The following is a 1,381-nucleotide window of genomic DNA, read 5'->3' as shown; positions in this document are numbered from 1 at the left end:
GTAGCCCAGCGAGTAGGTGGGAGATGAATTGGCTTCGAACAAGAGATGGCAGGAAGTCATCTTAATTGTTCGACATATGTAAAGTGTTACCGGATAATTTGTCATAATCACTTAACTAACTATCGAATGTACGTTTGATATATAATGGAAATATATCGAAATGGAGGTGAAATGAAGGATGATCAATAAAGCGTATAAATTTCGTATCTATCCAAATAAAGCACAAGCGATCCTGATCAATAAAACGATTGGTTGTTCTCGTTTTGTATTCAATCACTTCCTATCTCTATGGGATAATGCATACAAAGAAACAAGAAAAGGTTTGACATATGGTACATGTTCTGCCAAACTTCCTGCCATGAAGAAAGAGTTTGTTTGGCTAAAAGAAGTGGATAGTATTGCTATTCAATCGTCTGTTCGCAACCTTGTGGATGCTTATACACGCTTTTTTAAAAAACAAAACAGTGCCCCGCGTTTCAAATCTAAAAAGAACAACGTACAATCTTATACCACAAAACAAACAAATGAAAACATTGCTGTTGTCGGAAACAAAATGAAATTGCCGAAACTAGGTCTTGTTCGATTTGCCAAAAGTCGTGAAGTAAAGGGACGTATTTTAAATGCTACGGTTAGACGGAACCCTTCCGGCAGATACTTTGTGTCATTGTTAGTTGAAACAGAAGTGCAAGAACTTCCGAAAACACATTCTTATATTGGAATGGATGTAGGATTAAAAGATTTCGCCATTTTGTCAGATGGAACAACTTATAAAAACCCTAAATTTTTTCGCTCATTGGAAGAGAAGTTGGCAAAAGCACAGCGTGTTCTTTCTAGAAGAATGCAAGGATCTTCTCGCTGGAATAAACAACGAGTAAGGGTAGCTAGAATTCATGAATACATAGCTAATGCTAGAAAAGATTACTTGGACAAAATCTCAACTGAAATCATCAAAAACCACGATGTTATCGGTATAGAAGATTTGCAAGTATCGAATATGTTAAAAAATCATAAGTTAGCAAAAGCGATTAGTGAAGTATCTTGGTCACAATTTAGAACGTTGCTAGAATACAAGGCAAAATGGTATGGAAAACAAGTCATTCTGGTATCCAAAACATTTGCTTCAAGCCAATTATGTTCTTGTTGTGGGTATCAAAATAAAGACGTTAAGAATCTAAATCTTCGTGAATGGGATTGTCCTGAGTGCAATAGTCATCACGACAGAGATATTAACGCAAGTATCAATCTTAAAAATGAAGCTTTAAGGCTTCTAACCGTAGGAACTACGGGGATAGCCTAATGAATTAGAAGCCATTAGGCTTCTGTACTTAGGAATCTCCCACTTCAAACAGTCCGTAAGGACGTTAAGTGGTGAGTAGTTCAA

General features: G+C 36.4%; 1 protein-coding gene. It reads left to right on the top strand.

Annotated elements, in window-relative coordinates; translation table 11 throughout:
* The first annotated feature begins 178 nt into the window (after positions 1 to 178).
* Positions 179 to 1,297: an IS200/IS605 family element RNA-guided endonuclease TnpB gene (gene tnpB / locus PDK19_RS27195; protein WP_000608417.1), complete on the top strand. Its 1,119-nt coding sequence runs from the start codon at positions 179 to 181 to the stop codon at positions 1,295 to 1,297.
* Positions 1,298 to 1,381: the final 84 nt, after the last annotated feature.

The sequence above is a fragment of the Bacillus cereus group sp. BcHK124 genome, from assembly GCF_027712065.1.
In the GTDB taxonomy this organism is placed as follows: Bacteria; Bacillota; Bacilli; order Bacillales; family Bacillaceae_G; genus Bacillus_A; species Bacillus_A pacificus.
This window is presented reverse-complemented; position numbering and strand designations above follow the sequence as displayed.